This window comes from Staphylococcus intermedius NCTC 11048, from assembly GCF_002902385.1.
GTDB lineage: Bacteria > Bacillota > Bacilli > Staphylococcales > Staphylococcaceae > Staphylococcus > Staphylococcus intermedius.
Window position 1 is genome coordinate 23,004 of sequence record NZ_PPQH01000004.1, and the last position, 16,562, is coordinate 39,565.

At 38.4% G+C, this 16,562-nt stretch carries 16 protein-coding genes; 3 read left to right on the plus strand and 13 right to left on the minus strand.

Annotated elements, in window-relative coordinates; genetic code table 11:
• The first annotated feature begins 379 nt into the window (after positions 1 to 379).
• A complete protein-coding gene (locus CD138_RS01040) occupies positions 380 to 1,420 on the plus strand; it encodes a zinc-dependent alcohol dehydrogenase family protein (protein ID WP_019168858.1) in 1,041 nt (346 codons plus the stop codon).
• Between the two features lie 128 nt (positions 1,421 to 1,548).
• On the opposite strand, the gene CD138_RS01045 is transcribed toward CD138_RS01040, so the two are convergent.
• From CD138_RS01045 to ptsG, 6 genes are all read right to left on the minus strand, one after another.
• On the minus strand, positions 1,549 to 2,271 hold the full coding sequence (locus CD138_RS01045) for a DUF3169 family protein (protein ID WP_019168857.1): 723 nt from the start codon (positions 2,269 to 2,271) through the stop codon (positions 1,549 to 1,551).
• Positions 2,268 to 2,471 carry a helix-turn-helix transcriptional regulator gene (locus CD138_RS01050; protein ID WP_014612771.1) on the minus strand — a complete coding sequence of 68 codons (204 nt, stop codon included), beginning with the start codon at positions 2,469 to 2,471 and terminating at the stop codon, positions 2,268 to 2,270. The genes CD138_RS01045 and CD138_RS01050 overlap by 4 nt, the downstream gene beginning before the upstream one ends.
• Before the next feature lie 261 nt (positions 2,472 to 2,732).
• The gene (locus CD138_RS01055; protein WP_019168856.1) at positions 2,733 to 3,497 is read right to left on the minus strand and encodes an IclR family transcriptional regulator; all 765 of its coding nucleotides are present in this window, start codon (positions 3,495 to 3,497) and stop codon (positions 2,733 to 2,735) included.
• A gap of 30 nt (positions 3,498 to 3,527) precedes the next feature.
• Positions 3,528 to 4,886: a YjiH family protein gene (locus CD138_RS01060; RefSeq protein WP_033193841.1), complete on the minus strand. Its 1,359-nt coding sequence runs from the start codon at positions 4,884 to 4,886 to the stop codon at positions 3,528 to 3,530.
• A gap of 31 nt (positions 4,887 to 4,917) precedes the next feature.
• Positions 4,918 to 5,850 carry a lactate/malate family dehydrogenase gene (locus CD138_RS01065; RefSeq protein ID WP_019168854.1) on the minus strand — a complete coding sequence of 311 codons (933 nt, stop codon included), beginning with the start codon at positions 5,848 to 5,850 and terminating at the stop codon, positions 4,918 to 4,920.
• Between the two features lie 344 nt (positions 5,851 to 6,194).
• Positions 6,195 to 8,255 carry a glucose-specific PTS transporter subunit IIBC gene (ptsG, locus tag CD138_RS01070; protein WP_096559518.1) on the minus strand — a complete coding sequence of 687 codons (2,061 nt, stop codon included), beginning with the start codon at positions 8,253 to 8,255 and terminating at the stop codon, positions 6,195 to 6,197.
• Between the two features lie 474 nt (positions 8,256 to 8,729).
• On the opposite strand from ptsG, the gene CD138_RS01075 reads away from it, so the two are divergent.
• The gene (locus tag CD138_RS01075) at positions 8,730 to 9,245 is read left to right on the plus strand and encodes a YceI family protein (protein ID WP_019168852.1); all 516 of its coding nucleotides are present in this window, start codon (positions 8,730 to 8,732) and stop codon (positions 9,243 to 9,245) included.
• A gap of 99 nt (positions 9,246 to 9,344) precedes the next feature.
• Positions 9,345 to 9,779 (plus strand): hypothetical protein, encoded by a 435-nt coding sequence (locus tag CD138_RS01080; protein ID WP_019168851.1) that lies wholly within the window; start codon positions 9,345 to 9,347, stop codon positions 9,777 to 9,779.
• Between the two features lie 37 nt (positions 9,780 to 9,816).
• On the opposite strand, the gene CD138_RS01085 is transcribed toward CD138_RS01080, so the two are convergent.
• The 7 genes from CD138_RS01085 to CD138_RS01115 all read right to left on the minus strand — a co-directional run bounded on the left by CD138_RS01085 (position 9,817) and on the right by CD138_RS01115 (position 16,544).
• Positions 9,817 to 10,464 (minus strand): TetR/AcrR family transcriptional regulator, encoded by a 648-nt coding sequence (locus CD138_RS01085; RefSeq protein ID WP_019168850.1) that lies wholly within the window; start codon positions 10,462 to 10,464, stop codon positions 9,817 to 9,819.
• Between the two features lie 9 nt (positions 10,465 to 10,473).
• Positions 10,474 to 11,631 (minus strand): ABC transporter permease, encoded by a 1,158-nt coding sequence (locus tag CD138_RS01090; RefSeq protein ID WP_019168849.1) that lies wholly within the window; start codon positions 11,629 to 11,631, stop codon positions 10,474 to 10,476.
• Positions 11,628 to 12,341, minus strand: a complete 714-nt coding sequence (locus tag CD138_RS01095) for an ABC transporter ATP-binding protein (RefSeq protein ID WP_019168848.1) — start codon at positions 12,339 to 12,341, stop codon at positions 11,628 to 11,630. Before CD138_RS01095 ends, CD138_RS01090 begins: the two co-directional genes overlap by 4 nt.
• Before the next feature lie 821 nt (positions 12,342 to 13,162).
• Positions 13,163 to 14,320: an N-acetylglucosamine-6-phosphate deacetylase gene (nagA, locus tag CD138_RS01100; RefSeq protein WP_019168847.1), complete on the minus strand. Its 1,158-nt coding sequence runs from the start codon at positions 14,318 to 14,320 to the stop codon at positions 13,163 to 13,165.
• A gap of 30 nt (positions 14,321 to 14,350) precedes the next feature.
• The gene (locus CD138_RS01105; RefSeq protein ID WP_019168846.1) at positions 14,351 to 14,752 is read right to left on the minus strand and encodes a PTS sugar transporter subunit IIA; all 402 of its coding nucleotides are present in this window, start codon (positions 14,750 to 14,752) and stop codon (positions 14,351 to 14,353) included.
• 21 nt (positions 14,753 to 14,773) lie between these two features.
• Positions 14,774 to 15,658, minus strand: coding sequence for a PTS system mannose/fructose/sorbose family transporter subunit IID (locus CD138_RS01110; RefSeq protein ID WP_019168845.1), 885 nt, complete (start codon positions 15,656 to 15,658; stop codon positions 14,774 to 14,776).
• On the minus strand, positions 15,645 to 16,544 hold the full coding sequence (locus CD138_RS01115; protein ID WP_019168844.1) for a PTS mannose/fructose/sorbose/N-acetylgalactosamine transporter subunit IIC: 900 nt from the start codon (positions 16,542 to 16,544) through the stop codon (positions 15,645 to 15,647). Before CD138_RS01115 ends, CD138_RS01110 begins: the two co-directional genes overlap by 14 nt.
• Positions 16,545 to 16,562 lie beyond the last annotated feature (18 nt).

Consider the following 16,562-nt stretch of genomic DNA (forward strand, 5'->3'; position numbering starts at 1 on the left):
AATTGATTATTTACTTAATAATAATCAAGTTTTTTTGTAAAATCAACGAAAAACTTAAAGCATGATATATTTGTTGAAAATATATTTAAAGTAATAAAACTATATATCGATATGTCTGCTATTCAAAAAGCACTTTATTCGCAATGCACAAATGGGGTACTTTACATTAAAAGTGAAGTGTTTCAAACTGGTGAACGTTCTGTGGCATTACTGTGAATCTGATGCATATCACCCTCAAAAGGCGTTGAATAATTATTTCCTAGGAATATAATATAGTTATAAATCGTGTAAGTTTAATATAATATTTTTACACTATTATTGACGGTGTTTATAGAATAGTGCGAAAATAATGACAAATGTCCTGGGGAGGAATGTTAAAATGAAAGCACTTGTTTATCGTGGTCCTGGAAAAAAAGAATGGATCGAAGTTGATAAGCCACAATTGCAAAAGCCAACAGACGTTATTGTTAAAGTTGTCAAAACAACGATTTGCGGAACTGACTTACACATTTTAAAAGGAGACGTCCCTGCTGTTACTGATGGTCGTATTTTAGGCCATGAAGGTGTCGGCATTGTTGAAGAAGTGGGCGATTCAGTGACACAATTTAAAAAAGGAGATAAAGTGATTATTTCAGCAGTAACAGCTTGTGGCTCATGTTATTACTGTAAAAAACAATTGTATGCGCACTGTGAAGATGGTGGTTGGATTTTAGGTCACTTAATTGATGGTACACAAGCTGAGTATGTCCGTATTCCACATGCTGACAACAGTCTACACCGTGTGCCAGATGGTGCGAACGACGAAGCACTTGTCATGTTGAGTGATATTTTACCAACTAGTTTTGAAATTGGAACATTAAGCGCAAATGTGAATCCAGGTGATACAGTTGCTATCGTTGGTGCAGGTCCAATCGGTTTAGCTGCGGTCCTCACTGCACAATTCTACTCACCTGCTGAGATTATTATGATTGACCTTGACGACAATCGTTTACAAGCTGCGAAAGATTTAGGTGCAACCGCTTCGATTAACAGTGGTAGCGAAAATGTCCTCGAACGCATTCATGAATTAACAGGTGGACGTGGTGTGGATGTTGCAATGGAGGCAGTCGGTATTCCGGCAACATTCGAATTATGTCAAAAAATCATTAGTCCTGGTGCCCGTATCGCTAACATTGGTGTGCACGGTACAAAGGTTGATCTCCACCTTGAAGAACTATGGATTAAGAACATCTCTATTACAACAGGTCTTGTGAGTGGCTACTCTACACCATTATTATTAAAAACAGTAGAGTCGGGTAAAGTTCAACCTGAAAAGCTCATTACGCACCACTTCCAAATGGATGACATGTTAGAAGCTTACGAAGTGTTTGGCAATGCGGCTCAAGAAGGCACATTAAAAGTGATTATTTCTAACGACTAACATTCGTATCTATTTTAATTCCCATTACAAAATAAAAGAGTAAGGACACGCACCATCATGCGACGTCTTTACTCTTTTTGATAAGTATGCCGGTAGTGTTCGGGGAGACATCCCGCACACTCCCTTCATCACTCTCGATAAAAGCGACTCACTTTCCATAAATAACCGAATGCATTGTAAGCGAACAATACAATCATAAACAAAATACCTAAAAATTGATTCATTCCTGTCGCTAAAGAAAAGAACGACAACAATAAAACGCCAATGATAATTAAAGTTAGATTCATATGATATACCTTATAAAGTGACACAAGCGTGATATAGCGTTCCCCTTCATCCATGATTTGGAAAGCTTTTTCCGTATATTTTGCCTCTCCTAATTTTGGAAAACGTCGATCAAATTTTCTTTGGAATAGACCGACCATCGTTGCTGAAATACACGTAAAAAGGAATGGAACAATCGCTGTTATCAATGCCGTTTCCCCTTTGTTACCTAATGCAAGAACAAAAAAGAAAACAAAACTGATTAAATATTGGACATAAACGATGACACTGACTTTCAAAAATTTCATATTCGCTTGATGATCCAGTATATCGGTTTCTTCAATTTCTGTTTGACCTTCAACACGAGACTTCAATTTTAATGCTGCTTTTTGTATTTGATATTGCCACAATGTCAGACCAACAATACACAGTGTGACGATGATACATGAAATGACCATCAATTGTTGATTCATAAAACCAATATGATGGATGAGATACTGAAAATCTACGCCAGTAATCAATAATGAAATTAAACCGCCAACGATACCACCGAGAATTACAAACATTAAATAACGTCCTACCTTCACAGATCTTCCTCCTCTATGATAAAGACATTCTCTACCGGTTCCCCAAAGATACGCGCAATTTTAATCGCCGTGAGTATCGAAGGTGTAAAACCATTGCGTTCGATTAATGAGACCGTTTGACGTGAAATGCCTGCCTTTTTTGCGAGTTGTGTTTGGTTGTAGCCGTCACGCGCCCGCAGCTCCTTCAACCTATTTTTCATGCCTTCAACTCCTTACTCCATTCAATATATATGTTGTTAGTCATTTTGACAAGCATGTTTGTCAAATCGGAAGTCCTCCATCACAACGCCTTTGTATAAAAATTTCTTTCCGGTGTCATGGCGCGCCTTTATATCATTCATAAAACTAAAAAAGAAGCTCAGGCCCAGATTAAACCTAGCTTCTTTTATGTTTGAAAATATTGCCAATCCTATCTTCTGTATCGAGATTTTGCCTTACGTGGAAAACCATACACCTTGTTATCATGATGTCCAATAACCGATATCTTGTAAATAATCACTCGCACTTTGGGCTTCTTCAAGTAACGCTTTCTGCATCATACCCAGCCCTTTTTGTTCTAAGCGACTCACTGGACCTGAAATACTTATCGCAGCCTGAATGGTATCTGTCTCATCTTTAATCGGTGTCGCAATGCACATCAACCCATATTCATATTCTTCGCGGTCTTCCACAATATCTTGATGTGGACGCGTTGCCATATAATGTTTAAAAGTGGCGACATCTGTTATCGTATGAATGGTCCGCGATACGGCAGTCTTAAAATAAGCTTCTAACGCTTCGTCTGTAAATGTGTTTAAAAACCATTTCCCCATACCAGAACAATGCAACATCGAGGTGGGACCGAGTTGCGCTTGTAATGTATACTGTTCCCCATGTTCCGTATGCAAAATACATACTTCTTGATTAACCAATATTCCCAAATTAATCGCTTCACCCGTTTTTTCCACCAGTCGACGCATATAAGGTTTGACATGATGAATCAATGAGTCCGTTTGCTTCATATGATTTTGGTATTTCAACATTTTATAACCGAGGTAATAATTTTCATCTTTATCTTGTGCGACGACATTCAAATCCACTAATGTTCTTAAGTGACGATAAATCGTACTTTTCGGTAACGTCGTCAACCTTGCCATCTCACTGATTCCCATCTTTGGATGTTGAGAGAGTATATCTAAAATGTCGAATGCTTGAATGACCGTTTTAATAGGTGTATATTCAGCCACATCGATTCCCCACCTTTCTTGCAACTTCATTTAGAAGAAGAGTTTCACAAATAGTATAACAAAAGGTAACGCGATGAAAGTACGTTGTAGGAAAATAATGACAATATGCGAAAATTTTTGAACCGCATTCGCTGATGTCAGTAAAGTCGCAATTTCAGATAAGAAAATTAACTGTAAAATACTCATCATCGCAATCACTATTTTACTTGTTGTCTCTGTTAAATTCGCTCCTAAAATAACTGGTAAATAGTTGTCCGCAAAGCCTGACATAATTGCACTTGCTGTGACAGCCGCTTCCGGTATGCCTGCCAATTGTAAAATCCATTGTACTGGATAAGAAACCCATGCAAGTAACGGTGTATAAACGGAAATCGCAAGTGCTAAAGTTCCCCAACAGACGATGATCGGCATTAACCAAACAACATAGAACATCATGTTGTCCTTTTTACTCATGAAATTGTGAGATGTCACTTTTGCTGCACGTTCAGTCGCTTGTATTGTCGCTGTTTTAAGTTTTGATTGTTGCGCTGATGTTTGGACTTCTTTTAATGGCGTCCCATCAACATATACATCTGGATAACGAGAAATAGGCGGAATACGCACACAGATAAATGCGACAATCATGCCAATCACTGTAATCCCTAAGAAAATCATGCCGAAATCATCGACAACACCGAGCACACTACACACGAGAACAACCCAACCAATACTTGATGTCGAGAACTGACTTCCAAGTATCGCCGTCTCTTTTACTGTATAATACCCTTTTTCAAACAATTCCTTAGACGCCAGTATCGCCGCATTCCCTGGGCCAACCCATGCACTGATCGCACTCACTGCACAGATTTCAGAGATTTTAAAAACCGGCTTAATTAAAAATCCAATGAGCTCGCCGATAAATTCCATCGCACCAAACTCTAAAATTAGTGTTTGAAACAGCAACATAATCGGTACAATGACAGATAGTTGCACTGCTAAATTCACCATTGTCACGCCAGTCTCTTCAGAAGTTAAGAAGAATGGCCCGATTTGGAATAGACACATCAAAGTAATCAACGTACCGATTATACGGTTTATCGTATAAAAAGGAGTCGTCGAAAACAGGGGCTTCAATGTCGCACTGTTACGAATCCAATTCGGCTTCCAAATTTGATCGATAACAGCCATCACGGCACTCACACAAAAGACGAGCGCAATCAGCCAAGTCATCGGTCCTTGAAATGTCGCAACAAAACTTTTTATCACATGAAATAAAATTGTATCGACCCCATTCGCAAAAGAAAATGGAATGAGTACAATAATAATCCCTAACAGTGTCGCAACAATAAATTTAATCAAGTTTTTCATATCTACTTTATCAGTTGTTTGTTGAAAATTATTTTTCATCATCAAAACTTCCTTGTCATTGGTCTTTATTTCATTACAAAGTCATTTGTGTAATATAGTCATGCATCACTGCACACGAAGCATTCAATTGCGCTTCCTCTTCTGCATTCAGTAATTCAGGAAGCATTTGTTCAACCCCTTGTGCACTTACAATACTCGGTAAACTAATATAAACCGTCAAACCTGTCGATGTCGTATACAAATTTGACACCGGTAATACACGGCGTTCTGGACTCAATAGTGCCTCCACCAAACATTGAATCGCATTCGCCACACAATAACAATTCGGTCCTTTCATCTTCCATACATCAAAGGCTGTCTCTTTTACACGTTTTGCCATCGTTTCTTTAAAGTCTTCTGGTAACGTCATGTTTTGAGTGGCCGCAAACGCTTCTAAAGTGAGTCCACCGATACGGACATGGCGCCAAAGTACAACTTGTGAATCACCATGTTCGCCTACTACTGTCGCTTCTATACTTTTTGGACTGATATTAAAGTAATCACTCAACAAATATTTCAGACGAGACGTATCGAGTAATGTCCCTAAGCCAATCACGTCTGATGCTGCTTTACCACTGATTTTGTATGTCGTGTACGCTAAAATATCGACCGGATTACTCACTGTGACAATTTTGGCATTTGGACTATGCGCAGTCATTTGTGGCACAATTTCTTTTAAAATATCCGCATTCTTCTGTAATGGAATGAGACGAGATTCCCCTACTTTTTCTGGCACACCAATTGTAATAATAATGATGTCCGATCCTTGAGTCGCTTCGTAATCGCCTGCCATCACACGCTTAGTTTGTGAGACCCCGACACCATGCATCATATCAAGTGCTTGTCCTTGAGCACGATCCTGGTCGACATCCACCAATACAATTTCTTTCACCCATGGCGTTTCAGACAATAAATACGCAGCCGTTGAACCTACCGCACCCGCACCAATAATACTCACTTTGCTCATATCATTTCACCCTTTCAAAATGGAACACGTTTCATTTTTCGATTCAAGCATACATCAAATGTGAGAGCGTCACAATAATTTTGTGAAATAAATCACAAATATGTCACAACTTCAAAAAAATAACTCGACAGACCGCACTGAGTACATTTTTAAACATCTATTAAGAAATTGAAAACTGTGTATCAAGCCAAATTGAGTTGAGGCCAGTCCCCTGGGAAAGGGAGAAAGCGTTAAGCAATCTAAGTATTATCAGTCCAAAAATTGTATTCAAAGTGCATAAAAAGGTGCCATATCAGCATTTAAACAAACACCGATACAGCACCTTCAATGGTTCACACTATCCGTTATAAAACAGTGAACACCCTTTGACCTTTCTCAACTTCCTTCATATCTTCTACTTCAATTTTACGCTCTCCTAAGTTTGTCACAATAAGCGGTGTCACAATACTTGGCGCATGCTGTTGAAGATAATCTAAATCCACTTTCATTAACAATTGACCTTCCGCAACTTCATCACCGACAGCAACGAAAGTTTCGAATCCTTCCCCATTTAACTTAACCGTATCAATACCGACATGAATCAATAATTCTACGCCATCCGTCGATTCTAAACCAATCGCATGTTTTGTCGGGAATAAGGCCTTCACTTTACCATGGAACGGTGCGACAATTTCTGACTGACGTGGAATAAAACCAACACCGTCACCCATCATGCCACCTGAAAAGACTTGATCTGGCACTTCTGATAATGGAATCACTTCGCCGTCACATGGTGCAACAATCGTCACACTTCTTGAACCATCAATATGTACAACTTCATCTTCCTCAGACACTGTCGTTTGACTTGGGCTCGTAATTTCACCTTTCATAATCAAAGCCATGTCATGCTTAATTTGATCAGACTTCGGACCAAAAATCGCTTGCATGTTGTTGCCGACTTCAAGAACACCCGCGGCACCTAATTCTTTCAGTGCATTGACATCGACTTGCGCTTTATCATGCACTTCCACACGTAAACGCGTAATACACGCATCTAAATGTTTCACGTTGTCTTTACCACCCATGGCATCTAACACATCAAATGGTAAACGCTCAACTGACGTATCTCTCGTTTCTGCCACTTCATCTTCACGACCCGGCGTTTTTAAGTTCATGCGTTTAATCACAAAAGTGAATAAGAAGTAGTAAACAATCGCATAAACGATACCGACTGGAATAACATATAATGCGTTTGTGCGATCCCAATTCAGTAAACCGTATAAAATATAATCAATAAAACCACCTGAGAATGTCATCCCGATTTTCACATCTAATAAATGCATCACTAAGAATGACGTACCTGCAAGTAATACGTGAATCACATATAAAATCGGCGCTACAAATAAGAATGAAAACTCTAATGGTTCAGTAATACCTGTTAAAAATGACGTTAATGCCGCTGATAACATCAAACCGCCGACAATCTTTTTACGTTCTGGGCGTGCTTGACGATAAATCGCATAAGCAGCAGCTGGTAAACCGAACATCATAAATGGATATTTACCTGTCGTGAAAGCACCAGCAGTAAATGCCACACCGTCTTTCATTTGTTCCATCCAAATACGTTGGTCACCTCGAACCACTTCACCCGCTTGATTCACATATGAACCGAATTCAAACCAGAACGGCGCATAGAAAATGTGATGTAAACCAAACGGAATCAATGAACGCTCAATAATTCCAAAAATAAATGTTGTTAATACAAGGTTTTTATTTAATAAGAAGTTCGACAATCCGTTAAGACCTTCTTGAATCGGTGGCCAAACGAATGCCAAAACAACCCCCGCAGCAATCGCAACTAATGAAGTCACAATCGGCACAAAACGTTTTCCTGCAAAGAAACCTAAAAACTGTGGCAACGTAATGTTATAGAATTTGTTGTAACACCATGCGGCTAATGCACCCATAATGATACCGCCGAACACACCTGTTTGTAATGTTGGAATCCCTAAAATTAAAGCATGTTGCGGCAATTTACTCGCTTGGCTTAATGTGTGTGCGCCATCCGCATAAGAAAAGATTTGATCGATCGTGATATGCATCACTTTTCCCATTGTTGCATTCATAATTAAGTACCCGACAAGTGCTGCCAATGCGGCTACACCATCGCCACCCGCTAGACCTAGCGCTGTCCCCACTGCAAAAAGCAATGGCAAGTTATCAAATACAACTTGACCTGCTGATTCCATAATTGTAGACAGAATGACAAATACATCATGTTTCAACCATGGCGCCAACGATACTAACTGTTCGTTGTGCATGGCATTCCCAAGTGCAAGTAAAATCCCTGCAGCCGGTAAAATAGCAACAGGTAGCATTAACGCTTTCCCTATCCGTTGTAATTGTCCAAAAAAGAGCTTAAACACTATTAAAACACCCCTAATCAATCGATAATATATAAAAAAGGCATGAGCAAACAAAACTATTTTTTCAATAGCTTATATTTTGCTCATGCCTGTTTTACCAGTAACACGCTATTCAATTAACCGCTTTCATTATACATTGTGATCGTGCACATCACAATCACTTTTTTAACTTTTATTACAAAATCAAATCAGACACCCTATGTATTATGGTTCATACTCAAATTAATGTATCCTTTAAACCGTTATCTCTGCTTAACTTCCATCACATTTCAAGCACTTTTCTTTGACCCATTTCTTTCAATCCTCCATAATAAACTTACAACTATTTAGAAACATGTATTAAATTGGTTTTATTAATAATTGCAATAGTGTTATAAACAGCTAAAAACCATTTAACTTTACAAACATTTATCTTTTTGGTATATTTTTTATATCACGTTTAAATCAAATTATTTTACTACGGAGGGGCTTTCTATGACTAACCTTAAATTCGATCCAGTACACAGTTCATTAGAATTTTCAATTAGACATTTAATGGTTTCAAAAATTAAAGGGACTTTCAACGACTACACAGTTGATGTCAAAGGTGACGCTGATGACTTAAGTTCATTAGAAACAGTCGCAACGATTAACGTAGATTCAATCGACACTAAAAATCCAGATCGTGACAATCACTTAAAAACAGCAGATTTCTTTAATGTAGAATCACACCAACAAATTATTTTCAAAAGTAAAGCAATTACAGAAAATAAAATTACTGGTGATTTAACAATTGCTGGTCAAACAAATGAAGAAACATTTGACTTTGAACAACACGGTGTCAGTGACAACCCACTTAGCGGCGGTCAAGTGACTGGTTTTACAGTAACAGGTACAATCGACCGTGAAAAATATGGCATGAACTTCAACCAAGCTTTAGAAACGGGTGGCGTTATGCTCGGTAAAGATGTTAAATTCGAATTCCATGGTGAGTTCACTATCGAAGGTTAATAGCTAGGTTTAGGAAAAACGCGCATTGGATGGGACAAACCATTCAATGCGCGTTCTTTTGTGATACATATTTTAACTCAATTTAAGGAGGTGATTAAGATGTTCTATGTGATTGCAATTTTACTTGTGCTTATTTTAGCTGTATTACTCTTGATGAACAGTAAAATCAATCAAACACGTCGAGAAATGACCGGTTTACCGATTTCTGCAACATTTCCAATTCAACAAAAACTAAAACATGAAATGAATCATATGCTAGTCGTGAGTACAGAATGTGCCGTTTGCCAACGTATCTTCAATTCTCTCAAAAACAAAGGACAACTGAATACACTTTACCCTGTATTTAAAGATGAACCAAAGGCCGTGCAAGTTTTTGTGGCAGAACATCCGCATCTAAAGAAAGCACATATCATAAGTAACATGAATCCGCAACAACTTTATATTCAAACGACGCCACTCGCTTATACCATAAATCAGTCAGGCACTATTTTAAAAAAACAAGCGGTCGTAAGCCTCAAAGAGTTGAACTTATAAAAGATTCTGACACTTTGAATACGACCGCCTTTAATGTTTATTTCAATGTAAACATGCGATATAAATTTTGTTTTAAAAATGCTTTTAACATCTCATAGTGCGCTTGATTGACAGGTTGATTTAAAATGTAACCTATATTTAAACTGAACACTTGTGTCATTAATATTTGGATAAAGTGTGTTGTAGCAATAGGTTGCATTTCTCCAGTTTTTTGGAAATGGGCTAACAATGGATCGAATTGTTCACAAACTTCTTCATACAATGCACTTTTTATCGCTTGTTGCAATATGTCGCTCGTTGCCACTTCATTCGCCATGATTTTAAGCATATTTCTGTTTTGAATGATAAAGTTAGAACGATTTTCAATAAACGTACTCACAAAATGTTCAAAGTTTTCAATATGCGCAAGTTCTTCTTTTAGCTCGCGTAAGGCTACAGGGAGCACGTGTTGACGAAAAAGCGGAATCAGCCCTTTGAATAATAGTTCTTCTTTCGTTTTAAACTTTTTATACACTGTCCCCTCTGCAACACCTGCATAAGCCGCGATATCTTTCGTACTTGTTCGTTCAAATCCTTTTTGACTAAATTGAATGAGCGCACTGTATAAAACATCGCGCTGTTTAGGACTCAAATCTGTCACTTGTGGCAATGCTTCTTTCAAAATTTCTTCAATGGAATGCTTCATGGCGTCACCTTATACCTTTCTGTACCGCTTCATACCGACCATGTTCAATATTAAAAGTACAATGAAAATAGCGAATAAAATAGCAAGTGGCACTGCGATTGCTTCAAATCCAAAACCACGGATCATGACATTTTGTAGCGCTTGACCCGCATAATAGAGTGGCATGATGTGCGCAAAGCCTTGCAATATGTTGTTCATAGATTCAACTGGAATAATTCCCGCAAAGAGCACTTGCGGTACGATGACAATCGGAATAAATTGAATCATTTGAAACTCAGATGCTGCAAAAGTGGATAATAAAATACCGAGTGTCAACGCCACTAATGCAATCACAAGTGTAATCAAAATCACATAACCGATACTGCCGTTCACACCTATATTGAGTACAAAAACTGAAAAACAAACAATTAATAGCGTCTGAATAAAGCTAAATGTGCCATAGCCGATAATATAACCTAAAATGATATGGCTTCGTTTAATCGGTGAGGCCAACAATCGTTCTAATGTGCCAGTTGTCCGTTCTCGTAGCAATGCAATCCCAGAAATGAGAAAAGTGAAGAAAAAGACAAAAAATCCAATTAAAAGTGGGTTAATCATATCAAAGTACGTCGCATCTTGACCTTTATACAAATAATCCGTTTTTAACGTTAGTGGTTGAGCCGAATGGGTAGGCTTTGCTGCTGTTTGATTCCCCAATTGTTTTGCAATCTCGGGATGGGCTTTCAATTCATTTTGCATTTTTTGTAATGTCGCCTGTAAAGCTTGCATCTGTGTTTTCATTTGATTTGTATTTGCTTTCGTTAACCATTGTTGTGTTTGTTGCCGTGCAATGGTCGTCGCATTGGGGTTGTCATTCGCAAAAGTCACATGTAATGTATCGTCCGTCACATTGATAAATGCGGACAAGCGATCATCTTTAATCTTTTGCTCAATTTGTCGAGAATTGTCGTACTGGTGCACATGGATGTCTTGTTTCTCCAATTGCGCAACAAAATTATCTGGGACTTGATTGACACCGATATGCATGCTCCTCGCTTGATCGGTGCTATTAAATAAATATGTCAACAAGGATAAAATTAATAATGGCGCCAAAAATAACAAAGCCAACGTTCGCTTATCTCGAAATACTTGGCGGTAAACTCTTTTTGCGATATACCAGGCATTCATTTTTCCTCATCTCCCATCTTCAAAAACACGTCTTCAATTGAGTCCGCACCATATTGCCCCTTAATCTCTGTTGGCGTTCCTTGTGCCACAATTTTTCCGTTATTCATGAGCAACAATTTGTCACATCGATCCGCTTCGTCCAATACATGTGTCGTAATGAGGATTGCCTTTCCTTCACCTTTAAACGCATACAAATCTTCCCACACTGATTTTCTCAACTTTGGATCAATACCTACAGTCGGTTCATCTAAAATCAAAATTTGTGGATTTTGCAAAAAACTCATCGCGAGTGACAAACGCCGCTTCATTCCACCTGAGAAATTTTTTACAAGTTGATCTAAATCTTGTGTTAAATTCACTTTTTCAGCACACCATTCAATACGTTGTTGAATATCCTCACCCTTTGTCATATAAATCTGCGCAAAAAACTTTAGATTTTCTCGAGCTGTTAAATCCTCATACAACGCATCACTTTGTGCCATATAACCGATATCACCTAATACCGCACGATTAGGCATTTGTTTTTGATTAATGGTCACCGTTCCCCCATCTATTTTTTCCATTCCGAGCATACATTTAATCATTGTCGTCTTCCCCGTACCAGAAGGACCAATAATCCCTACAACTTCACCATCTTCAAAAGTTACCGTCACATTATCTAAGACTTGTTTATGACCAAAATGCTTCGTAAGGCCTTTAATTTCAATCATCGTCGCCCCTCCCTTTCTATATCAAACATTTAAGAAGTGAATACTCACTCACCATTATCATAAATTAATCCCATTTAAAAAGCACTCATAAAAATAAAAAATAACCATTCCCAACTTTTGACCAGAGTGGAATGGTTATTTTCACAATAGTCACCGTCTTCATAACGGGCTTACTGGGAGATGGCGACATAAAAATTTTATGTCCTTTTCATTCTCGTTTTTCGACGATGTTATCCTTAATAATGTCTAGGTCTGTCAATATGAGATGGAATAGGATAATTGATATCCAGCCTTTTTATTTACGTTTGATATAACATTTAATTTCATTGCATAATAAATATCGAAACGAATTTTATATGCTATAATATCTCTTGTAAGCAAGTTGGATAAGATGGTGGCTAATCTCTTGAAAAAGGGGTGATGCCTATGATTATAGTTGTTGCTCCTAGAAAGGAGTAATGCAGCATGTCTGATTACGAAATGCTCGTGATTGTAATATCAATCATCGGTTTAGTCGTAGTTGCACTGAATAATCAAAAATAACCATTCCCAACTTTTGACTAGAGCGGAATGGTTATTTTACCATTACAAGTCACCGTCTTTATAACGGGCTTACAGGCAATGTGTTAGCGCACATTGCCTTTTTATTTATATTTAGTATAACACGAAATATGATTTTTAGGGAATCATTTAACTTAAACAATCTACCCAATCTGATACGTACATTGATCAAACCATTCGTTCTTCCTCAAAACCAAATCCCCAAAAAGGCGATAGCAACTGGATTCAACCTCCATTGCTATCGCCATTATTAAGCGTCTCTATTGCATGATGTTATGCACACGCCCCATTTTAATCGTTTGATATACTTGAATGTCATCATCTACAATCACAAGATCGGCATCCTTACCTACCGCAATACTTCCCTTGCGATCATCAATCTTCAATGCTTTCGCCTGATTCAAGCTTGCGACGCGCCATAACGTTTCTAAACGTGCACCCGTAAATTGAATCAAGTTGCGTAAACCGTCGTTCATTTTTAAAATACTTCCCGCTAAAGAGCCCGTTTCTAAATGTGCCTCATGATCTTTCACAATCACTTTCTGACCACCTAGTTCATAGTCCCCTTCAGGCATTCCTTTTGCACGCATCGCATCCGTAATCAAGAACATTTTTTCTGGTCCTTTATGCTGATACGCAATGGCCACGGCCTGTGGATGTGAATGCACACCATCGACAATAACCTCTGTTTTTAACTGATCATTGGTCCATGCCGCACCAAACATTCCTGGATTTCTATGATGGAAACCAACACCCGCATTGTATAAGTGTGTGACGTGTTTGACGCCTTCTTCTGCTGCTGTGTTCGCTTGATCAAAGTCCACTTCAGTATGACCCATCGAAAAGATCATTTCATCTTTCATTGCTTGAATCACTTCACTTGCGCCTTCAACTTCGGGTGCAATCGTCACAATTTTAATGAGTCCATTAGCCGTTTCTTGAAAATGACGCAATAATTCAACAGTCGGTCGTTGAATAAATGCTGGGTTTTGCGCGCCAATTTTATGTTCAGAAATGAATGGTCCTTCTAAGTGTACACCGCCCACTTCAGCTGCATTCGTCACATCTTGTTGTTGATGATAAGCACTAATATTTTGAAGTGCTTTTTCAATCGCTTCTTGAGATTGCGTCATCGTTGTCGCTAAAAAAGTCGTTGTGCCTTCTGTCAATAGATGCTCAGCTAAATATTTCAAGCCATCATATGAGGCGTCCATCGCATCTTCACCATAACCGCCGTGGATATGCACGTCAATAAAACCTGGTAAAATGTGACGTTCTTTTGCATCTACAACATCTAAATCTCCTGTATAAGTTCCCGTTTCAACTGCTTTAATTTTGCCGTCTTCCACGATCAGGTAGCCGTCTGAAATCACACCGTCTTCTGTATAAATGACGCCATTTGTAATTGCATATGTCATAGTATACCTTCTTTACTGTCATTGATTGTTTTATTCATCATCATCGTCATCGTCTTCATTTAACAATGCGTTGACGTGAATGATACCCTCTTGCGCTTTTTGCACATAGTCAGGTTCTTCACCAATCATTTTACCATTAATATAGCTAATGACCATTGGCAAACTCATCCCTACATAAAGATTTAAGTCTGCCCCATTCATAATTTTTTTAGAAACGGTATTCGCTGGTGTGCCACCTAATAAATCTGCAAAAACTGTCACTTGATCGCCTTCATCAATGAGTGCATCCAATACTTTTTCAAAATCTTCTGGCCCCATTTCTGGTGTTAATGACGCAGTATGAATGTAGTCTTGAGGTCCAAGAATCATTTCTACACTGTCTTTTAGCCCTTCACAAAAAGCGCCGTGACTCACAAGGATTAATTTTTCCATAGTCCAAATGCTCCCATCGCATTAAATTTTTGAAATAACACCCAACGCTGACAAGATAATCGATACAATAATCACAATAAAGATTGCACGTGTTGAGTTCATTTTTTTACGTCCTAATAACCAATAAACCGCAAATACAATTAAAAGTGGTAATAATCTCGGTAAAATCATATCCGCACTGTTTTGAATATTCACTGTTAAATCACCAATTTGTGGTTTCCAAGCAAATTGTACACGGATCATCGTTGCGACAAGTGCGCCGACCATGAATACCCCGAGCAATGTTGCTGCATTTGTTAAAGACTCTAAGCGATGTTGCATTGTTGTCACAAGTGAAATCCCTTCTTTATAAGCGAACTTCAATTGTTTCCATCTGAATACGATAATGGCAAGCATTGCGACAAACCAAAGTAATGCACCAAATGGGTTGCCGTCTTGTGCCATGTTAGCTGCAATGGCACCGAAAATTGTAGGCACTAACGAACCGAAAATCGCATCCCCTACAGCCGCAAAAGGTCCCATCAAGCCGACTTTAATCCCTTTGACAGATTCTTTTGATGCATAGCGTTCTTTTTCTTCCATCGCAATATCGATACCCATAATAATCGTGTTAAAGAAGTTACTTGTATTGAAGAATTGTGCGTGTGTTCGCATCATTTCTTGTAATTCAGGCGAATCATCACCATAAATTTTACGTAACTGTGGAAGAATCGTGTATAAATAACCAGACCCTTGCATACGCTCGTAGTTCCAGCCCCATTGGAAGAATAATAAGCTTCGTAAATTGATTTGTCTAAAGTCTTTATCAGTCAGTTTATAAGGTGTGTCAGGCATTTTTCCAGTTAACTTTGAATTTGCTTCAGCGCTTTGAGAAATCTGTGTTTCCGTTTGATTATAATTCGTCATCTTCAATCTCTCCTTCATCGTCCGCATCTGTTGCTTGTCTTCCTCCATTATTAGCAGGTGCTACTTTTGATTGTGAAGTTCGACTGTACTCCATTGCCGCTAAAGCAAAACCAATCGCTGCAATCGCCAACATTGGTAATGATGAGAATGACATTGTAAAGTTTTTGTCTAAACCTGCAACTGATGTGCCTAAACCTGATAAACCGTTGAATACTGTGACCATTAATGCCGTAATAATAAAACCTAAAATAAAGTAAGGATAATGTTTTTTCAAAGGTAAGTAACGTAATAAAATCGCGAAACCGACTGCTGGTAATACGGCACCTGCCACTGTTAAACCGTCACCTAACCATTTTAAGTCACCGTTTAAGTAGTCAACGATTTTACTTACCACGCTACCACCGAATACAAGTGCTAAAAATACTGGGATTGCACGAGATAACGCCCATGGAATCGCACCGTATAAGTAGTTGCGTTCGATGCCTTTGTAATCCATTTGTTCAATCTTTCTATCAATGCGATGTGCAAAGAATGTATTCGTAAAGCGTGCTAAAATATCTGTTTGAATCATTAAGCTTGCAACAGGTACTGCAAGTGTCGCAAGTGCTTGTTGTGGGTTCATTCCGAGTGCAACTGAGAACGCAACTGCTAATACTGTCCCCGAGTTGGCGTCGATTCTTGATGCACCACCAAAAGTCCCTACACCTAAAATAGTTAACTGCATGCCCCCACCGATAATTAAACCTGTAGTCACATCCCCCATAATTAACCCTGAAATAATTCCTGCAAATACAGGATGACCAAAAATGTTGAATTGTATATCATCTAAAATTTGATAACCTGCATAGAGCGTTAAGAGCAATACTTGCCACCATAAAATATCCATTAGAAACGCCTCCTGATA